This is a genomic window from Paenibacillus rhizoryzae (genome assembly GCF_059686995.1).
Genome location: NZ_JCAALT010000009.1, coordinates 61,352 through 78,419 on the forward strand (window position 1 = coordinate 61,352; position 17,068 = coordinate 78,419).

A 17,068-nucleotide genomic window follows, 5' to 3' on the forward strand; every position below is an offset into this window, starting at 1 on the left:
TCCCCCGCTCTTCTCCTATCACTGGTTCCATCATACCCAAGGAGGAATGACGATGACTACCCTTAAAGTTTGGCTCGACACCGACATTGGCGGCGACATCGACGATGCGCTTTGTTTAGCGTATCTGCTGGGCCAACCGAATTGTGAGCTTGTTGGCATTTCAACGGTAGGCGGCGAGGTCGAGAAACGAGCCATGGTTGCGGATGCCATCTGCAAAGCAGCCGATCGAAGCATCCCCGTGTACGCCGGTGCGGACAATCCAATCATGCCGAGCAGCGTCTATCCCACACCGGACGGTGCATCGAAGCTGCCCAATTGGCCGCATGAAACACATTTCAAAGCAAGCCAAGCCGTTGACGCCATGCGCGCCGCCATCCACGAGCATCCCCATGAAATCATGCTGTTAGCCGTAGGCCACCTGACCAATATCGCGCTGCTTTTTCTGCTCGACCCCGAGATCCCGAAGCTGCTGAAGGGGCTTTACATCATGAGCGGCGTATTCTCCGAGGAGCTCGAGGCCGGGCCGGATATGCCAATGGCCAATTGGAATTCCTGGATGGACCCGCATGCCTGCGCCATCGTGTATAATACGCGGGTGGCGATACATCGCACGTTCGGATTGAATGTGACATCGCAGCTTGTCCTTGGGCGGAACGAGAAAGCGGACTTATTCGCGGCGCCGGTCATGCGGGCCGTAGAGGACTTCGGCTCCCCCTGGCTGGAGCAGCATGCGATGACCTTTCATGATCCGCTAGCCGCAGCCTGTTTATTCGAACCCCAACTATGCACATACCAACGCGGCTCCGTTGAAGTAGACTATACCCACACGGACACGTTCGGCCAAATGGCCTTCCAAGCAGGCAGCACCGAAGGAATCCATGAAATGGCGGCAACCGTCGAGCGCGAGCGATTTTTCGAGCATTATTTCTCCATGACCGGCCTCCAGAGCCGCCCTCTCTAACCCAGCACGCAATAGAAGCCTCTTAACCGCAGCAACGCGATTAGGAGGCTTCTTTCATGCTAGTAACAGGTCCCAAATCCGTAGGCATTTGCCTAAGAAGATCCCCATGGGAGCTACATCGAGCCTACTTTCTTCTCCCCTGCCCCAAGCACGCTCCCCAGCTTCTGCACCGGAACACTGGACAGAATAAGCAGCGCAGCCAGACCGTCCATCAACGTCAGCCGCTCGTCGAGCAGCAGCACGATAAACAGCAGCGTCACGAACGGAGTGAAGAAGGTAAAGCTAGCAATGAGCGAGGCCGGCGAATAGCGCAGCGCCCGAAAATAGAGGAAGAAGCCGAGCACGATGTTGCACATGCTTAACCAGAACACACCGCCGAAATCTACAAGCCGCGGCAGCGTTAGGCTCGAATACACCAGCAAACCGCCTGCAGACAGCACGAATGCTACAACCGTGATCAAGAAGGTGCTGATCAGCATATCCTTCTTGTTTCTCTTCACCAGATTGGTGAACAGTCCCCAGCTGACCGCTGCCAGAATCGCCAGCGCATCGCCGGTCAAATTAGTCAGCTTTAGCGATGCCATATCCCCTTTTGTCATGAGCAGCAGCGTCCCCGCAAAGCCCATTACGACGGAGAGCAGCTTGTAACGATTCATTTTCTCCTTATGGATGGGGATTGCGAAGATGACAATAAAGATGGGGAACAGATAATTCAGCATGGAAGCTTCGACCGCCGGAATGCGATCAAGCGCCTGCAGGTAAAGCGCATCATACAAGAACGCGAACAACCCGCAGGATACAATAAGCGCCGTTTGACGCCATGACCATATATGCAGCGTTCTCCATCGCACTTTATACAAGACGATGCCCGCGAACACGACAACTCCGATTCCATTCATATAAAATAACACCTGGTAGCTGTCCAATTGGCCCAGCACCAGCTTGCTCACTGCCGCAACCGAACCCCAGAGCAGCAGCAAAATCGGCATGAGCACATAAGGGCTCTGCGATAATTCCGACTTCGTCTGACTAGCTTGCATCCTGTCTACTCCTCACTCCACGCGTTCCTTAACGGCGATCGAATCGGCAGATCATCAGCGCATTGCCTTCGCAATCCTTGAAGGTAAAACAAACATGGTCGCTGTATTCCCGAATAGGCTCCGGACTCACGCCAAGCTCGGCTAACCGTTGATGCGCCAGTTTAATATCATCCGTATCAAACGTGAATGGCGCCTGTGATACCGGCCCGGCTTCACCTTCTGATTGTAGCAAATGCATGACGTAACGACCATCAATTGCAAGCTCAACGAACGAACGGTAGTCATGGGCCGTTATTGTAAATCCGAGCGTGTCGCAGTACCATTTTGCCGCACACTCCAAGTCCCGTACATAGTGCATGACCCCGATAATATCATGCTTAATCAATGGCTTCATCTGCTTCATCCACCTCGCCTGATTATTTGACAACCCCGTATTTATTGCCGTCCGGATCGTACAGCGGGAAGCCGGTAATGCCGTCATCATAATGGATGATCTCGCCGATGTTAGCTCCCTTGTCCTTCAAGTTTCGGTAGGCCTCTTCCACATCGTCCGTGTGAAAATTAAAATATTGCTCCACCTCATAATCGTTCTGCGGAAACGCATGCTGCACGATGTTATGCGACTTCACGAGACAGAACATGATGCGATAGTCATTCATCATCATAACGGTTGCCTTGGGTTCGTCTCTGCCTGTAATCTCGAAGCCCAGCACCTCCGAATACCACTTGGTAGAACGCTCCAAATCGCTTACCGGGACAAAAATACCTACGCCAAATAAAGACGGTTTACTCATCTCTTGATTCCTCCTGCTCGGATGGATTGGGTTGATTGGATCTGAAAGGCGTCGACACCATCAGGACATTCCCATCGGGATCTTTAAAATAAAACCAAGCCTGCCCGCGGACCACCGAGACCCGGTCGATCGTGATACCAGACCCGGACAGCTCTCGGTAGCTGCGGAACATCGCTGCCATATCCGCTTCGCGAAACGCGTTCACGAAGGATTCGAACAGCTCCTTGCCGGACTGCCGACGCATCGTCTTCTCCTTCGGAGAATCAGCTTCCTCCAGCCAGTGAAGCTGCCGCTCGGCCGCTTTCTTCAGCCTCGCACGCGCTCGGTGAAGCACAGCCTTGATCGCGGTTACCGGCTGCGCCAGCGCCTGGCTGGTTTCTGTCGGGGAGAAGCCGAACACATCCGTCAGCAGAATCAGAACGACCTGCCTCGGCTCCAGCGCGTCCATTAAATATTCAAGCGACTCTCGTACGTCATGTCGGTTCCATTCGGTATAAGCCAAGTTGTTATAGTCGGTTAGCAGCTCCGGCATGAAGGCGATTTTGCGGCGGCGGCAGCTATCAAACCACGCATTCGCGGCGATGCGGTACAGATATGGCTTGCTCAGCTCGCGCTCCGGCCAGCGGCTGAATCTGCGATAGGCTTTGAGCATCACCTCTTGGTACAAATCCTCGCCATCCCAGGCCGACCCGGCTAATTTGCAGCAATAGCCGAGCAGCTCCGATTGATAGGGCGTCGTCTGCTTCTCGAACGTTTCGTCGTTGTAGGCTTTCATGGTCCGGTCATCCGTTGTTGTACTTCTGTTTGTGCGAATAGTAAGCCGAAATCGGCAAATCTTCTACAATGCCGATAAGGTTGCCGTCCGGATCCAGACAATCGAAGAAGCGCGTCCCGCTCGCATCATGCTCAATCGGCAGCACTTCGGCCCCTTTCTCGCGAAGGGAAGCGTGGGTGTACTCAATATCAAAGGACTCCAAATTGTAATACGGAATCCGCACGCCTCCTCCCGCATCGAACTGCGTAGGCACAGGCTGTTCTACTTTCCAGAGATTAATAAACGTAGCCTCACCCGGAAAAGCGAGCCCTGTGCAGCAGTCCGATAGATCAATCGTCTCCAGATCAAACATCCTTATGTACCAGTCCGTGGAGCGCTGCATATCCGTTACAGGAATAAAGATACCGCTAATCCTACTTACACTTCGTCGCATGAGGCTCCCTCCCAATTGGAAATTCACTACACCTATCATAACGTGGTCGGAAGGCGCGCAGATACGGGGTCAAAATAATATTTTTCTAGATGATAATCGCTATCATTTTCAGCGAATCTATTGAATATTGACATAAGCTGTTATAATATAAACTCTATTGATAATGATTATCACTACCAATTAATACAGTGGACGCATTGTTCCCATGTACGCAGATGAACAGCAATTTAAACTGCTTCATAGCCATCGACTACTATCCATTACAGGGAGGCACTTCTATGAAACAGCCCAACATCGAAGAATCACGCGCGAAGTACATCGACTTTATTGAAAGCCGCAAATCGCTTATTCTCAGCACGCTAGATGCCGAAGGCACGCCTTTCATCAGCTATGCGCCATTCGTTAAAGTAGACGGCAAGCTGTACATCTACATCAGCCGTATCTCCGATCACTACCGTTTTGTAGAGAATAACGAGCGAATTCACGTGATGTTGATCCATGATGAGTCGGCTACGCCGAATGCCTTTGCGCGTGAGCGCGCTCGCTGGGTATGCGAATCGCAAAACCTCGGCAACGAAGGGTATGAAGCGATCTTCGCCGCATTCGACGAAAAGTTTGGCGACAAAATGATGACTATGCTGCGCGGCCTCGACTTCTCCCTGTTCGAGCTGACACCATCGGCAGGCCGTTATGTCGTTGGCTTCGGACAAGCGTTCGATGTCGATCTGGCCGGAGACCGTTTCGAGCATGTTCTCGTGGATCGCAAAGATAAATAAAAATGAGGACGGTGCAAACATGAGTTATGAAGCGGTTGGTCCAATTTGGCGCGTTGTCCGTGATCGGTTTCAGAAAATGGCGCAAGGATTGAAAGAAGAAGAGCTTCGTCTGGCAATGACTTCAGAATCCTCTTCTATTGGTCATATGATTCGGCATAACGCCGAGGTGGAATATATGTTCGCGGAGTGGTTCTTCGGCGCAACTGTGCCAGAAGGAACGGAATACATAGCGAGCGGTCAAGGCGGCGCTCAGAATGAGCATGCCCTAACGCTGCAAGAGCTTGTTGCATTCTCTGCTGCAGCAGACGCTTTTCTAACGGAAGCGATGAAACAGCTTAGCGATGATGCTTGGGATTCGATCGTCGAATCGAAGATCGGACCGTCCTCGCCGCGCGAAGCGCTCGGCCGTGCCATCTATCATACGGGTCTGCACGCGGGACAAATCGGGCTTATCCGTAAACATGCACCGCAACCATCGTCAGCGCAGTAATACATTAAAGAAGGCAGGACCTCGTAAATGAGGCCCTGCCTTTATCTTGTTCAGCCGAGCTTAGTGATCCTTGCTCTTGTTATCTGTATTGTCTTGATTATCTTTGCTGTCTTGATTATCTTTGCTGCCTTGATTGTTTTGGTTGTCTTGATTGCTTTGGTTGCCGCCTTGGCTTCCACCTTGCGAACCACCGTTATCCTTGCCTTGTTTCTCAGGACCTTCTTGCTGCGACTTCTCTTCTACTTGGCCTTTTTCTTGTCCTTGCTCGGTGCCTTGCTCTTGTTTTTGCTCTACACCGCCGCCTTGGTCACCGCCCATGCCGCCGCCTTGGCCTTCGCCCATGCCGCCGCCTTGACCGCCGCCTGTGCCGCCGCCTGCACCGCCGCCTGCGCCACCGCCTGCGCCACCACCTACACCGCCGCCTGCGCCACCACCTACACCGCCGCCTGCGCCACCACCTACACCGCCGCCTGCGCCACCGCCTACACCGCCGCCTGCGCCACCGCCTGCACCGCCGCCGCCACGAATACGTTTAGCGCCTTTACCGATACCTTTGCCCATGCCTCTGCTCTTCGCCTTCATCTTCACGCCTGACTTCTTAGCGTCGTAAGCGTAAACCATCGACTTCAGCGTACGTTTATCTACGTTGCCGGTCATCGGCAAGCCGTGCGACTTCTGATAATATTTGACACCGCGAACCGTCAGCGCATTGTAACGTCCATCGATCGGCCCGGAGTAGCTGCCTAACGATTTCAGCATCCCTTGAATAACGTAAACATCCGGCCCCCGTGCCCCTTTACCAATCGCCGAGCCGACATTTGGCGCACCAATAAGAAGGGTTAACACCAACAAAAATGATCCAAGATACTTAGCAGCCGATCTCAAGGATTTACCTTTAGATCCATGAGAACGTTTATTTGCCTCCATGTAACAAGACACCTTCCTTTTGGATGTAGTGAGCATGATTTGCCACAGCCCTTACTATACCCAATACCTATTTTCCATTATGCTTCTTCGCAGTAAAGGTTTGCCGGCTCCGTAGCGATGTTTAGAGCGGAAATTTCTTAAACATACCACTGATTTAGGAGCCGTATATGCAAAACCGAATTTCTGGTATAATCTGTCTGCCGGTACATCGGCGAGCAAGCTCACATAAATCGAATTTTTCAGCGCAATACTTGCTGCTGCTCGTCCTTCGGACTCAACCCGGCAGCCAATCGCAAAGCGATATATTCGCCCGCATCAGGCGCTACATAATGGACAATAACATCCGAATCCAATCACCTTGCCCCTCTCGCTTACGATTTTCTCGCACATTATTTCCATCGCTTCCTTGAATCATGCAGTTATTTTTGCGCCCGCAAATCAACACCTTTAAGGAGGAAAACCGTTTATGATCCGTAATCGTTCCGTTCCCGTTAATCACGTATTGCCTCACCTTTACTACGAGAATGTTGCAGAAGCGCTGACATGGTTAAGCCAAACCTTTGGTTTCCATGAGCACTACCGCTTCGAGCTCCCGGATGGGCAGCTCCATGGCGCGATGATCTACCTCGGCGAAGTGTGGGTAATGCTGAAGAGCCTTGGCCAGCTAACGGCTAGTCCTGCCAAGCTCAGTGCAACGACACAGTCGTTAATGATCTTCGTGAGTGACGTCGAGGCCCACTATAACCACTCCAAATCGGCTGGGGCACAGATCGTTGAGGAGCTCTTCGAAACGGAGTATGGGGAGCGGCATTATTCGGTGGTGGATAACGAAAATCACTTATGGCAATTCTCGCAGCATGTCCAAGACGTGGATCCTACTGCGTGGGGAGCCACGCTGGCAGATCGTTCATAAACAAGAAAGCCGGGCGCTTCTCGTGAAGAGAGGCAGCCCGGCTTTTTCTATTTCCATGGATCTAATTGACATTTAAACGGGTTTCTTTTAAAATTTGATTAATTAATCAATTTTTCGACTAAATGATCAAATTATTATAAAACCGTATAATTAAAGGAGAATGTCCATGAACGATCCTGTCAACGAAACCTCATCCGTTACCGGCTGGAGATCACTCCCCTTAACCACGCTTGGTTGGCTCGGCGTGTTGGCCGGAATTGCTTTTCCGCTGGCCACTTGGCTGCTTTTCCGCAATTCTTGGGGTTCCCCGGACTTCGATTGGTATCAGTGGATCACCCCGATAGCATTTCTGCTGGGAGGCGCATTGAGCTGGCTTGCAGCAGTGATGCTGTTCAGACGCAAAGCCGCCGGCCGCGATGTGCTGGAGCTTGCGATTGCGGTCCTTCCTATTACACTCGCGCTGCGCTTGTTGATTGTCATCGTTGTGTTCATCGGCACGGTCGCTCGCAGATTGCTGGATGGATCGATTGTTGATTTTTTCACGGACCTGGAAATTTCATCCGGTAAATTACTCCTTAATCTTGCGCTTATCTTGGTCATCATCACACTTATCATCATTCGTACCCATGCTAAAACCAAACCTCAACCCCCGAAGGAGAACAAAGATGACTGATCGTAAAGAGGGCGAGAAGCAATCGTTTATAACCGAAGCCAGACGGTCGCAGATCATGAATGCGGCCATCACAACACTCGATGAGATCGGTTATGTGAACGCAAGCCTCGCCCAAATCGCTAAGAGAGCCGGCATCAGCACGGCGCTCATTTCGTACCATTTTAAAGATAAGAATGATCTGATGGACCATACGCTGCTCATGCTTGTTCAGGAATCCTCCTCCTATGTGCTGGAGAGAACCGCTACCGCAGCTACGGCCACCGAGAAGCTTCGTGCCCATATTAACGCCAGCATCGCCTATCAAGGCACTCGGCCCAAACATAATACGGCGCTGATTGAAATCGTCTTCCACGCTCGGACACCCGATAATGTGCCGTACTACAAGCTTGGCGACGATGAGGATGATCCCATCCTTGCTCAGCTCAAGCAGATTTTGCACGATGGCCAAGCAGCAGGTGAATTCTGCGCGTTCAACATCCTCATCATGGCGAGCACCATTCAAGGCGCTATCAGCGAGTATCTGGCCAATGGAAGTCTTATTGCGCAAGTGGACATGGAAACGTTCAGTGCCGAGCTTGTGAGTACCTTCGAACGCGCAATTCTCGCTTCTACGTAAATAAAATGGCTGAACCCCTGCGGGGTTCAGCCATTTTTCATGTCCTCAGCATCAATCGGATACATTTTTTAACGCTGGCCTTTTAAAGTTACTTCAACTAAGATAAGAGAGGTTCAAAATTCGTTCAATTTTTTTTGAACAAACTTTTATTTGGGGAGTGGAGCAGCATGAGAAACAGAGAAAATAAACGAGCTCGCAAATGGGTTGCAACTACATTAGCAGTAGGATTGCTTGCAGTGCCAATGAGCGGAATTGTTTCCGCAGAGGCTGATGGCAGCTCGACATTGAAGCTTAGCATTATGGAGACAACGGACATTCATACGAATCTGATGTCCTATGATTACTACAAGGATGCTGCAGCTCCAACCGTAGGTTTAGCCAGAACGGCGAACCTCGTCAAACAAGTTCGTGAACAATCCCCGAATACGTTTTTGGTCGATAACGGAGACCTGATTCAAGGCACGCCGCTCGGCACGTACAAAGCGAAAGTGGCTCCACTGAAAGCAGGCGAGATTCACCCCGTTTACAAAGCGATGAATCTCATGGGCTACGATGTAGCCACGCTTGGCAACCATGAGTTCAACTACGGCCTTGATTATCTGAACCAAGCGATCAAAGGCGCTAACTTCCCTTACATCTCCGCTAACGTCTATGTAGATGATAAGGATAATAACCCTGACAATGATGTAAACAAATTCGAGCCGTACAAGATCATTGAGAAAAAGTACAAAGACGAATCCGGACAAGAGCAAACGCTCAAGATCGGCGTCATCGGTTTTGTACCGCCGCAAATTATGGACTGGGACAAAGCTTCGCTTGAAGGCAATGTCATCACGAAAGATATTGTGGAAACCGCTGAGAAATTCATTCCCGTTATGAAAGCCGAAGGCGCGGATATCATTATCGCCATGGCGCATACAGGCTTTAACGGCAGCGCTCAAGCCCATGTGAAAGCTGAAGATGCCGTATTGCCGCTAAGCAAAGTGCCTGGCATTGATGCGATCACGTTCTCGCACACGCATAAAGTATTCCCGGCAGTTGACGAGAAGTCCCTTGATGCGCTGTTCAAAGATGCTTCGGGCAAAGTATTGCCTGGCATAGACAACGCGAAAGGCACAATCAACGGCGTACCTGCGGTTCAAGCCGGTTACGGCGGCAGCGACCTGGGCGTAATCGACCTTACGCTCGAGAAGCAAGACGGCAAGTGGAAAGTGGCGGCATCCCAGTCCTCCACGAAATTCATCTATGACAAAGTAGCGAAGAAATCGCTTGTCGAAGAAGATCCTGCCATTGTAGCAGCTGTTAAAGCTGATCATGATGCGACTATTCAATATGCGAACAACCCAATCGGGACAACGACTTCGCCGATTCACAGCTATTTTGCCCTCGTTCAAGATGATCCATCTGTTCAAATTGTAACGAACGCGCAAAAATGGTATGTCGAGAAATACGTAAAAGACAATTTGCCGCAATACAAAGATACGCCGATTCTGTCGGTTGGCGCTCCGTTTAAAGCAGGCCGCAATGGCGTAGAGGAATATACCGAAATCAAAACCGGTCCTCTTGCGATTAAGAGCGCGGGTGACCTCTATCTTTATGACAACACGATGAAGGCGATTCTGGTTAAAGGCTCTGTTGTGAAAGAATGGCTTGAAATGTCGGCAGGCAAGTTCAATCAGATCGATCCGACTGTCAAAGAAGAGCAAGCTTTGCTCAACGCGGGATTCCCGGTGTACAACTTTGACGTCATTGACGGTGTAACGTATCAAGTCGATGTTACGAAACCGGCTAAGTATAAAGTAGACGGAACGATCAGCAATGAGGATTCCAGCCGTATCATCAACCTGAAATACAAAGGTAAGGCAATTGATCCGAACCAAGACTTTATCGTAGTAACGAACAACTACCGCGCAAGCGGCGGCGGTAACTTCCCAGGCGTTAAAGGAAGCAAGTACATCATTGATTCCACCGAAGAGAACCGTCAAATTCTGATGGATTACATCACGGAAAATAAAGAGATTAACCCATCGATCGACAATAACTGGTCCATCGCGCCAATCTTCGGCGATGTGAATGTAACGTTCGCTTCGTCTCCGAAGGCTGAAGGTTATGCGAAAGCAACGAGCAACATCCGTTACTTGGACAAAACAGATGACAAAGGCTTCGGTATCTTCTCGATCAACTTGAACAAGTCGTTCCGTGACGTGCCTGCTTCGCACTGGGCTTACCCATCGATTCAGCGTCTGGCGGCTAAACAAATCGTACAAGGCAAGAACGAGACTGACTTTGATCCGAACGCACAAGTGACGCGCGCTGAGTTTGCGAGCATGCTTGTAAAAGCACTGGGTCTTAAACCGACTGCTACTACAGCAACGTTCAAAGACGTTCCGGCTGGCAGCTGGTACGCTGACGCAGTAGCAGCAGCTTACGGCAACGGCTTGGTTAAAGGCATCAGCAGCGATCTGTTTGCTCCAACGGCAAGCATCACACGTGAGCAAATGGCTGTGATGGCTAAGAACGCGCTGGATCTTCAAGCAGCGGAAGCTGCAACTGCGGCTGCCGTTGAGTTCACAGACAGCGGCATGATCAGCCCTTGGGCGAAAGCCAGCATCGATGCAGTAACCGGCAAAGGCATTATGAATGGCCGCGGCAACAATACCTTTGTTCCAAAGGCTACATCGACGCGCGCGGAAGCAGCTAAAGTTATTGATCTGCTTATGACAAGCGCAGCAAAATAAGCATTGTTAGAACATAAGGCCCGCAGGACGGACACTTGTTTTCAAGTGACCTCTTGCGGGTCTTTTTTTTGAGCCCTATTTCTTAAAACAGGGTACCCTAATCAGGTACCTTTTTCTATTTCATATATCAAAATTGACATATACGAAAAATCGGAGCATAATACTTCGTATGCGAAATTTCGTATACGAAGTAATTTGCGGAATGCTGCAATCCGCTTAGGAGGTAGCCCACTTGAACGAACAACAGCGAATACTTGAAATTTTCCATAGCTATCGCGAAGTGAATCAGGCCTTCTTCCAGGTGATGAAGAAAGTGGCGCAGCAGCATCAGCTTACACCGCTGCAGCTCATCGTCATCCGCATCTTGAGGGAGTACCCGGAGATCAAACTGTCGGAGCTGGCCGAGAAGTTAAGCCTTGGCAGCAGCACGACCAGCGGTATTATCGATCGGATGGTGCGAGATGAACTCGTGTGCCGCGAACGGACGGAGTCGGATCGCCGGGCCATGACGCTGACGCTTACCGATAAAGGAAATGCGTTATGGGAAGAATCGAACGATACGCGCACAATGATGTTCCAGCCTCTTCTTGGTTTGTCCGATGATGACCAGCGGCAGCTCCTTCGTATTCAAACCGAAATTTTAGGCATCTTAAGAAAAGTGAAAGAGGATGGTGCTATATGACCAGCATGATAAGTTCAACTCTACGCAAAGGCCCGATTATGGCCTCCCTGCTCCTTGCGGCATTCGTAGCGTTGCTTAGCCAAACCGTATTGAATGTCGCCTTGCCCAAAATGATGGCGGATCTCGACGTCAACGAGAGCACCATTCAGTGGCTGTCCAACGGCTATATGCTCGTAAACGGCGTTCTCGTACCGATCAGCGCCTTCTTGTTCAACCGTTTCTCCACGCGAAAGCTGTTCCTGGTGGCTTCATCCCTGTTCGCCATCGGGACGATCATTTGCGCCTTCTCCGGCGACTTTGGCATTCTGCTCTCCGGGCGCCTTGTGCAAGCTGTCGGTGCCGGTATCCTAATGCCGCTCATGTCTGTTGTCATTCTTACGATCTTCCCTGTAGAAGAACGCGGCAAAGCGATGGGTATGATGGGGATCGCCATGATTTTCGCGCCGGCTATTGGTCCAACGATGTCCGGTTGGGTCGTCGAGCATTACGACTGGCATGTCCTGTTCTACATCATCATGCCTCTTGCCATCTTGGCCGTTATTATCGGCGCTATCTTCATGAAGGATGTTATCAAAACCAGTCTTCCAAAGCTCGATATCCTTGGGGTTATCCTTTCCACCATCGGTTTCGGCGGACTCTTGTACGGCTTTAGTGACGCCGGCTCTGCCGGCTGGAGCAGCACAACCGTAATCGTCTGCCTTGCACTCGGCGGGTTATCCTTATTGCTCTTCATTATCCGGTCGCTCACGGCCGAGAAGCCATTGCTTGATCTGAACGTATTCAAATATCCGATGTTCTCTTTGACGACACTGATCAACGCCATTATCACGATGGCGATGTTCTCCGGTATGATTCTGCTTCCGATCTTCCTGCAGAACATCCGCGGCTTCTCACCGCTGGACTCCGGGCTGCTGCTGCTGCCGGGAGCCATTCTAATGGGGATTATGTCCCCGATTACGGGGATGATCTTCGATAAAGTCGGCGCTCGCTGGCTGGCTGTAGTCGGTCTCATCATTACGACGATCACCACGTATGAATTCAGCCATTTGACGGCAGACTCCACTTATAATCATATGATGCTGATCTATACGCTGCGGATGTTCGGGATGTCGATGCTCATGATGCCGATCCAGACCGCCGGTATGAATCAGCTGCCGCGCCGTCTGAACGCACATGGTTCAGCCATGTCGCAGACGCTTCGTAACGTCTCCGGTGCACTCGGCACCGCGATTCTGGTCACGCTTATGACGAACAAGACAGCTTCTCACGCCAAGGAACTGATCATAGCGGGTAAAGTCGATACGACCGACCAGACCAAAATGGCGGAAATCACGCAAACCGCCATGATCTACGGTATTAACCACTCCTTCGTCGTTGCTACTTGGCTAACGGTGGCCGCGCTCGTACTGGCGTTCTTCATCCGCAAGGTGAAGCCGCATGAAGAGCCTGCACCCGCACGCACGGACTTCACTGATTTTGCTGATGTGGAATAATACAAAAGGCCGGGAATTCTCCGCTTACGGAGATCCCGGCCTTCTTTATTGCCCTATTAGGCGACGATATGGTCTTCTTGCCTGCCGAAACGCAGATCCTCATAGAAATGAGCCATCGATGTGCTGAAATACGGTCCTAACCAGAGGAAGCCAACACCAAGCGTTGGAATGCACAACAGAAACCAACCGAAGAAGGATAAGTAGAGCACAAACAATCTCCATTTGTTCCCCGCCATCATGGCCTTACTGCGGTTAATCGCTTCCGTAGGCGCCATGCCCGGATTATCGCGCAAAATATAATAGGACTGCGAGTAGCGGATCGCCGCGATGATACCCGGTACGATGAACAGCAGCGTCCAAAGCAAGGTAAAGATCGACATGACGACATAAAGCACAAGCGAATCTCTATACCGCTCAAATCCTCTAAGAACACCGGCAGCTTCAGGCACATTCCCCCGAGCATAATCCAAGTAGTGGTTATAGATTCCATACGTTAACGGAGCTTCCATTAGGATACTGATTATCCATCCAATATAATTAATTTTATTGGTGACCGTACTAACGATAATCGAAATAATCACGAACATTAAGAAATGCAGAACAGCCGGTTTCCAGTTCCCTGATAAGCTTTGTCTTGCTCTGGCACGAATTTGAGGACGAGTGAGCATGCGCGGAATTTCCCCCTGATATCCAATAGTGGCTTGCAATCCTATCTTACCTTGCCGAGCCGGGACTTCACAACCACTTTATTTCCATTGTTTGGCTACCATTACCCATTCAACAATAATCAGATCGATGATGATTGCCGTCCAAATATTCACACTCAATACCGCCTCAATCATCCCTTCCCTGCCCGCCGGTAGAGAAAACCCGTTCAGCACACCATAGGTTAGGAGCAAAATCGGAACCACCAAGCGCGCGCACACGGCCACCAATGTGACCCCGTAACTGCGAATCATCCATTTGCGATGCTCGTCAAACCTCCGAAGTACTGCCGTACGGTACCCTTTCCAGCTCGTAAACAGCCAGAGGAAGATCAGCATGAGGAAGGAAACCGCTACTGTAAAATTCTCTACATACAGAGTAACCACCAGCGATAAACTCCCGCTTAGAAAGACACAGCCGACGTACACACGTCCCAATAGACGGTGCACGCGAGGATACCGATTGCGTATACGTCCTACGAATTGAATCCATCCCGTCAGCAGGGCGATAAACGCAAAGGAGATATGCGCAACAAGCGCCGGATACTGAATGTTCACGGAGGAGACGGTTATACGGCTGCTATCCGGATCAAAGGTCAAATAAGGGAGCATGAACGGAATCATCACCCCAAGCGAAACAACAAGCACAATCCACCATAGCCTCTTCGTCCTCACAACTACCACGCCACCCACGTTTTCTTTTCATTGTACCTGTTCATTCTATGGAAACCGTAAAGGATTTCTAAAAAAAGACTAAAAACAAAAACCGGACGTCCTCCACTTGGAGTCCATCCGGCTCTGCCCTCACGTTGTTATTATTCGAGAACATCCCGCTTCGTAAAGATATAATGGCCGATGGCATACAATGCAACGGTCCATGCAAGAAGGGAAAGCAAGTTGCTATTGAGCGTGACCGGGAATCCATATTGCATCGACAGCGATCCCGACCATGCGTAAGGCAGTCCAAAGCATGAGGTGATAAAATACTGCATCCACTTGACCCCGCTAACAGCATGAACACCGATGGGGCCAATAATGGTGGCGGCCAATGCAATGCCCGTACTCACCGTTGCCGAGCGAACGAGCACGGAACAGAAGAATCCAAGCGTACACATCGCCACACTCGCCAGGATCGTCAATAACATCGCATAAATGCTGAACGCCATGGCGGAAACAATGGTTTGCGTCGACGGATCGGCGGCTACCGTATTTCTCATTTCGCCGCCCATCATCTGCGTGACTTCCATATAACGAACGCCTACCGAGACCGGTTGATCCATGCCTCCGGTTCCGAACATCGCGATCAGCAGCCCCGTCAAGACGGCAAACATAATCGTGATAACGACGATGGAGGCACTTACTGCAACCAAGTACTTTGCAAAAAGAATCTTCCCCCGTGAAGCCGGTCTAGTCAGCAGGAGCTTGATCGTGCCGCCGGTCTGTTCACCTGACACCATATCAGCAACAAGCAGCACGCACAGCAGCGGAAAGAACAGCTGACTTCCTACGTCGAGCTGGTCGCCGATTGCACTCCATGTCGTCATCCCAACCGGACCATTCATCGGAAGCTGATGCTCCAGCGTATATTCCAGCTCCCCTATCCTCAACTGAAGCTCACCCAGTTCGACCTTCTTGTCAGGCGTCAACAAAGTAATCTGTTTCTTCAGCGCGTCAATTGACTGCCCCGTTTCTTCAGCGTTAAATACCGTTCGGTCCGGCTGCGGCTTCTTCAGTTCCTCCAAGCCTGCCTTCAATGAGTCAATGCCTTCAGTAAGCCTAATCTTCTCCGCCTTCGATAAGTCCGAACCGGTGTCTAGCGCGATCTGCATCTGGTCCATCTGCTCTTGCATCAGATGTGCTTGTACCGCTGGATCGGCGTCATGCTTTATTTGCTCGGAGTTATCATAGGCTCCGGATACAAACAGTCCAACAAGTGCGATTGCGAAAATCAGGACGACAAGAAACCGTCTGCGCCGGATCAGCTTGATCCACTCATTCTGATAAATACGCCATAGCTCGGTCATACCTGCGTCCCTCCTGTCATGCTTAAGAAGATTTCTTCGAGTGTTTGTTGCGTTCGCTCGATGTTCAAGATCTGCACATCATGCTGAATCAGCGTACTTAGCAGCGAATTGAGTATCTCCACCCTGCCGTGAATGTCGATCGTATTCGTATGACTCCCCGCAAGCTCGAATTGCAGCTCCGCATGCGTGGCTTGAAGAAGCTCCAGCGCCTCATGCGGCTTATCGACTTCAATGGATAAGCGATGCTGCTCCGACATCTCCCGGAGCTCCGACAGCATCGCTGTTCGAATCCATTTGCCGTGATCAATAACGCCGACGCGGCTGCAGATCATCTCAAGCTCAGCTAGCAAATGGCTGGAGATGAGAATACTTGTGCCCTGCTTCACCAATTCAAGGAGGAGCTCCCTGAACTCGCGGATCCCGCTCGGGTCCAGACCGTTCGTCGGCTCATCGAGAATGAGCAGCGCGGGGCTATGGAGCAGTGCCTGAGCAAGACCGAGACGCTGTCTCATGCCAAGCGAGTAACGGCGGACTTTATCATGGATGCGATCCTCCAGGCCGACCAGACGGATGGTCTCGGACAGTTTCTTCTCATCGATCTCCCCTGACAGCCTGGCGAATTGACGCAAATTCTCGTAGCCGGTTAGATAGGGATAGAGCTCGGGATTCTCCACGATCGTACCGATCCGTTCCATCGCTTGTCTGCGATCCCTCGCAATATCATAGCCGCTTAATGTGACTGTGCCGCTGGTCGGCTTGGCTAGACCGACGAGCATCCGAATCGTTGTCGTTTTACCTGCCCCGTTCGGGCCGAGCAGGCCGAATATTTCGCCTTTACGCACATCGAAGGAAATACCGTCTACCAGGGTCTTTCCGCCGATCTGCTTCGTTAATCCTTGTACCGATAGCACCACATCGGACATCGTTCCAACCTCCAATGAAAAATGGGTTCATTATCGCCGCGCAGGTGATGCAGCCCTCTTAGCGTAACGGAAAATCCCCCCATATTCTATAGCCTGTAGGCCAGAG

At 51.0% G+C, this 17,068-nt stretch carries 19 protein-coding genes; 9 read left to right on the forward strand and 10 right to left on the reverse strand.

Annotation, left to right across the window (positions count from 1 at the left end):
• The first annotated feature begins 52 nt into the window (after positions 1-52).
• Positions 53-961 (forward strand): nucleoside hydrolase, encoded by a 909-nt coding sequence (locus AC6ESO_RS24235; RefSeq protein ID WP_497093636.1) that lies wholly within the window; start codon positions 53-55, stop codon positions 959-961.
• Between the two features lie 113 nt (positions 962-1,074).
• Here the strand turns inward: AC6ESO_RS24235 and AC6ESO_RS24240 are convergent, their stop codons facing one another.
• Genes AC6ESO_RS24240 through AC6ESO_RS24260 form a run of 5 tightly spaced genes read right to left on the reverse strand, consistent with a single transcriptional unit; the run spans position 1,075 to position 4,003 of the window.
• Positions 1,075-2,001, reverse strand: a complete 927-nt coding sequence (locus tag AC6ESO_RS24240) for a DMT family transporter (protein ID WP_497093637.1) — start codon at positions 1,999-2,001, stop codon at positions 1,075-1,077.
• A gap of 28 nt (positions 2,002-2,029) precedes the next feature.
• Positions 2,030-2,395: a VOC family protein gene (locus AC6ESO_RS24245; protein ID WP_497093638.1), complete on the reverse strand. Its 366-nt coding sequence runs from the start codon at positions 2,393-2,395 to the stop codon at positions 2,030-2,032.
• A gap of 22 nt (positions 2,396-2,417) precedes the next feature.
• Positions 2,418-2,795 (reverse strand): VOC family protein, encoded by a 378-nt coding sequence (locus AC6ESO_RS24250; RefSeq protein ID WP_497093639.1) that lies wholly within the window; start codon positions 2,793-2,795, stop codon positions 2,418-2,420.
• Complete coding sequence (locus AC6ESO_RS24255; protein WP_497093640.1) at positions 2,788-3,570, reverse strand: sigma-70 family RNA polymerase sigma factor; 783 nt, start codon at positions 3,568-3,570, stop codon at positions 2,788-2,790. The genes AC6ESO_RS24250 and AC6ESO_RS24255 overlap by 8 nt, the downstream gene beginning before the upstream one ends.
• Before the next feature lie 7 nt (positions 3,571-3,577).
• On the reverse strand, positions 3,578-4,003 hold the full coding sequence (locus tag AC6ESO_RS24260) for a VOC family protein (RefSeq protein WP_497093641.1): 426 nt from the start codon (positions 4,001-4,003) through the stop codon (positions 3,578-3,580).
• Positions 4,004-4,281: 278 nt separating this feature from the next.
• Between AC6ESO_RS24260 and AC6ESO_RS24265 the strand changes: the two genes are divergently transcribed.
• Positions 4,282-4,779 (forward strand): HugZ family pyridoxamine 5'-phosphate oxidase, encoded by a 498-nt coding sequence (locus AC6ESO_RS24265; RefSeq protein ID WP_497093642.1) that lies wholly within the window; start codon positions 4,282-4,284, stop codon positions 4,777-4,779.
• A 19-nt stretch (positions 4,780-4,798) separates the two neighbouring features.
• Complete coding sequence (locus AC6ESO_RS24270; RefSeq protein ID WP_497093643.1) at positions 4,799-5,269, forward strand: DinB family protein; 471 nt, start codon at positions 4,799-4,801, stop codon at positions 5,267-5,269.
• Positions 5,270-5,329: 60 nt separating this feature from the next.
• Here the strand turns inward: AC6ESO_RS24270 and AC6ESO_RS24275 are convergent, their stop codons facing one another.
• Positions 5,330-6,196 (reverse strand): peptidoglycan-binding domain-containing protein, encoded by an 867-nt coding sequence (locus AC6ESO_RS24275; RefSeq protein WP_497093644.1) that lies wholly within the window; start codon positions 6,194-6,196, stop codon positions 5,330-5,332.
• 466 nt (positions 6,197-6,662) lie between these two features.
• On the opposite strand from AC6ESO_RS24275, the gene AC6ESO_RS24280 reads away from it, so the two are divergent.
• From AC6ESO_RS24280 to AC6ESO_RS24305, 6 genes are all read left to right on the forward strand, one after another.
• Entirely contained in the window at positions 6,663-7,109 is a 447-nt protein-coding gene (locus AC6ESO_RS24280) for a VOC family protein (RefSeq protein ID WP_497093645.1), read from the forward strand.
• A 166-nt stretch (positions 7,110-7,275) separates the two neighbouring features.
• Positions 7,276-7,782 (forward strand): hypothetical protein, encoded by a 507-nt coding sequence (locus AC6ESO_RS24285; protein WP_497093646.1) that lies wholly within the window; start codon positions 7,276-7,278, stop codon positions 7,780-7,782.
• Positions 7,775-8,398, forward strand: coding sequence for a TetR family transcriptional regulator (locus AC6ESO_RS24290; protein WP_497093647.1), 624 nt, complete (start codon positions 7,775-7,777; stop codon positions 8,396-8,398). Before AC6ESO_RS24285 ends, AC6ESO_RS24290 begins: the two co-directional genes overlap by 8 nt.
• Before the next feature lie 167 nt (positions 8,399-8,565).
• Positions 8,566-11,136 (forward strand): bifunctional 2',3'-cyclic-nucleotide 2'-phosphodiesterase/3'-nucleotidase, encoded by a 2,571-nt coding sequence (locus AC6ESO_RS24295; RefSeq protein WP_497093648.1) that lies wholly within the window; start codon positions 8,566-8,568, stop codon positions 11,134-11,136.
• Positions 11,137-11,368: 232 nt separating this feature from the next.
• Positions 11,369-11,818, forward strand: coding sequence for a MarR family winged helix-turn-helix transcriptional regulator (locus AC6ESO_RS24300; RefSeq protein ID WP_497093649.1), 450 nt, complete (start codon positions 11,369-11,371; stop codon positions 11,816-11,818).
• A complete protein-coding gene (locus AC6ESO_RS24305) occupies positions 11,815-13,311 on the forward strand; it encodes a DHA2 family efflux MFS transporter permease subunit (protein WP_497093650.1) in 1,497 nt (498 codons plus the stop codon). Before AC6ESO_RS24300 ends, AC6ESO_RS24305 begins: the two co-directional genes overlap by 4 nt.
• A gap of 56 nt (positions 13,312-13,367) precedes the next feature.
• On the opposite strand, the gene AC6ESO_RS24310 is transcribed toward AC6ESO_RS24305, so the two are convergent.
• The 4 genes from AC6ESO_RS24310 to AC6ESO_RS24325 all read right to left on the reverse strand — a co-directional run bounded on the left by AC6ESO_RS24310 (position 13,368) and on the right by AC6ESO_RS24325 (position 16,962).
• Positions 13,368-13,979 (reverse strand): DUF975 family protein, encoded by a 612-nt coding sequence (locus tag AC6ESO_RS24310; protein WP_497093651.1) that lies wholly within the window; start codon positions 13,977-13,979, stop codon positions 13,368-13,370.
• Between the two features lie 78 nt (positions 13,980-14,057).
• On the reverse strand, positions 14,058-14,690 hold the full coding sequence (locus AC6ESO_RS24315; protein WP_497093652.1) for a DUF2306 domain-containing protein: 633 nt from the start codon (positions 14,688-14,690) through the stop codon (positions 14,058-14,060).
• A 140-nt stretch (positions 14,691-14,830) separates the two neighbouring features.
• Positions 14,831-16,039, reverse strand: a complete 1,209-nt coding sequence (locus AC6ESO_RS24320) for a DUF2705 family protein (protein ID WP_497093653.1) — start codon at positions 16,037-16,039, stop codon at positions 14,831-14,833.
• Complete coding sequence (locus AC6ESO_RS24325; protein ID WP_497093654.1) at positions 16,036-16,962, reverse strand: ABC transporter ATP-binding protein; 927 nt, start codon at positions 16,960-16,962, stop codon at positions 16,036-16,038. Before AC6ESO_RS24325 ends, AC6ESO_RS24320 begins: the two co-directional genes overlap by 4 nt.
• Between the last annotated feature and the right edge of the window lie 106 nt (positions 16,963-17,068).

What these genes read in the sequence shown, in the direction of transcription:
- AC6ESO_RS24235 (WP_497093636.1), top strand. Translation starts at nt 53, where the DNA reads ATGACTACCCTTAAAGTTTGGCTCGACACCGACATTGGCGGCGACATC.
- AC6ESO_RS24240 (WP_497093637.1), bottom strand. Translation starts at nt 2,001, where the DNA reads ATGCAAGCTAGTCAGACGAAGTCGGAATTATCGCAGAGCCCTTATGTG.
- AC6ESO_RS24245 (WP_497093638.1), bottom strand. Translation starts at nt 2,395, where the DNA reads ATGAAGCCATTGATTAAGCATGATATTATCGGGGTCATGCACTATGTA.
- AC6ESO_RS24250 (WP_497093639.1), bottom strand. Translation starts at nt 2,795, where the DNA reads ATGAGTAAACCGTCTTTATTTGGCGTAGGTATTTTTGTCCCGGTAAGC.
- AC6ESO_RS24255 (WP_497093640.1), bottom strand. Translation starts at nt 3,570, where the DNA reads ATGAAAGCCTACAACGACGAAACGTTCGAGAAGCAGACGACGCCCTAT.
- AC6ESO_RS24260 (WP_497093641.1), bottom strand. Translation starts at nt 4,003, where the DNA reads ATGCGACGAAGTGTAAGTAGGATTAGCGGTATCTTTATTCCTGTAACG.
- AC6ESO_RS24265 (WP_497093642.1), top strand. Translation starts at nt 4,282, where the DNA reads ATGAAACAGCCCAACATCGAAGAATCACGCGCGAAGTACATCGACTTT.
- AC6ESO_RS24270 (WP_497093643.1), top strand. Translation starts at nt 4,799, where the DNA reads ATGAGTTATGAAGCGGTTGGTCCAATTTGGCGCGTTGTCCGTGATCGG.
- AC6ESO_RS24275 (WP_497093644.1), bottom strand. Translation starts at nt 6,196, where the DNA reads ATGGAGGCAAATAAACGTTCTCATGGATCTAAAGGTAAATCCTTGAGA.
- AC6ESO_RS24280 (WP_497093645.1), top strand. Translation starts at nt 6,663, where the DNA reads ATGATCCGTAATCGTTCCGTTCCCGTTAATCACGTATTGCCTCACCTT.
- AC6ESO_RS24285 (WP_497093646.1), top strand. Translation starts at nt 7,276, where the DNA reads ATGAACGATCCTGTCAACGAAACCTCATCCGTTACCGGCTGGAGATCA.
- AC6ESO_RS24290 (WP_497093647.1), top strand. Translation starts at nt 7,775, where the DNA reads ATGACTGATCGTAAAGAGGGCGAGAAGCAATCGTTTATAACCGAAGCC.
- AC6ESO_RS24295 (WP_497093648.1), top strand. Translation starts at nt 8,566, where the DNA reads ATGAGAAACAGAGAAAATAAACGAGCTCGCAAATGGGTTGCAACTACA.
- AC6ESO_RS24305 (WP_497093650.1), top strand. Translation starts at nt 11,815, where the DNA reads ATGACCAGCATGATAAGTTCAACTCTACGCAAAGGCCCGATTATGGCC.
- AC6ESO_RS24310 (WP_497093651.1), bottom strand. Translation starts at nt 13,979, where the DNA reads ATGCTCACTCGTCCTCAAATTCGTGCCAGAGCAAGACAAAGCTTATCA.
- AC6ESO_RS24320 (WP_497093653.1), bottom strand. Translation starts at nt 16,039, where the DNA reads ATGACCGAGCTATGGCGTATTTATCAGAATGAGTGGATCAAGCTGATC.
- AC6ESO_RS24325 (WP_497093654.1), bottom strand. Translation starts at nt 16,962, where the DNA reads ATGTCCGATGTGGTGCTATCGGTACAAGGATTAACGAAGCAGATCGGC.